Origin of the sequence: Granulicella sp. dw_53, from assembly GCF_018449545.1 — a bacterium.
GTDB lineage: Bacteria > Acidobacteriota > Terriglobia > Terriglobales > Acidobacteriaceae > Edaphobacter.
In genome coordinates this window covers 1-852 of record NZ_JAAVUR010000048.1, presented here as the reverse complement: position 1 = coordinate 852, position 852 = coordinate 1, and the positions used below count along the sequence as shown (strand labels likewise).

Here is an 852-nt window from a genome sequence, read left to right as displayed (position 1 = left end):
AAAGCGACACGAAGAGCTTGTCCAGAAGCCATTCAGATCGCCGATCGCTGGCATCTGTTGCGCAACCTGAGCGAAGCACTACGGAACGCGCTCGAGCCTCACCGTCGTACCATGCTGCAGGCTGCCAAAGTTGCCCAACAGAACGGCTTTTTTGAAACTCTGAATCCTGTTGTGGTTCCAGCAGATCCCGTCGAGACCTTGACGGTCAGCCACGAGAAGAGACATCGGCGTCACGACCTCTATGAACAGATGAGAGCTCTGGTGGAAAGCGGTGTAAGTCAATCTGACGTCGCTCGCCAACTCGGTCTCAGCCTTCGCACAGTCCAGCGATGGATACAAGCAGGCGCGTTCCCGGAACGAACCCCGCGCATGTTTTCGAACGCGGTCGACAAGTATGCTGCTTATCTCGATCGACGCCTGCTCGAAGGTTGCCGCAATGTGAGCCAGCTTTGGCGAGAACTGCAGCAGCAGGGCTTCCGCGGGCAGAACAGCAGCGTCTGGCATTGGCTTCGGCAACGCCGTGGACATCCTCCAAAGACGTCCAAAGATATACCCATGAAATCTACTTTGCGGGTTTCGTCTCGGCAGACGGCGTGGCAGATCCTCAAAGAAACACCTTCAGCCCAGCCTTACCTGGAGGAGCTGTATCGTTGCTCACCGGAAATAGCCCGGCTGGCACATCTTGGAAGAGAGTTCTTCCGTATCGTTCGCAACCGGGATCTTATTGCCTGGCCAGAGTGGCTTGAAGCCGCAAGGCGGACTTCCTTGCGTGGCTTCGTCGCTGGTCTCATGCGTGATCAAGAAGCTGTACAAGCGGCCCTGAGTCTGCAATGGCCCAGTCGAAGGTCAAGT

The 852-nt window shown here is 56.5% G+C and carries 1 protein-coding gene; it reads left to right on the top strand.

Annotated elements, in window-relative coordinates; translation table 11 throughout:
- A partial coding sequence (locus HB393_RS24905) for a helix-turn-helix domain-containing protein (RefSeq protein ID WP_213807929.1) occupies window positions 1-852 on the top strand: 852 nt, incomplete at both ends.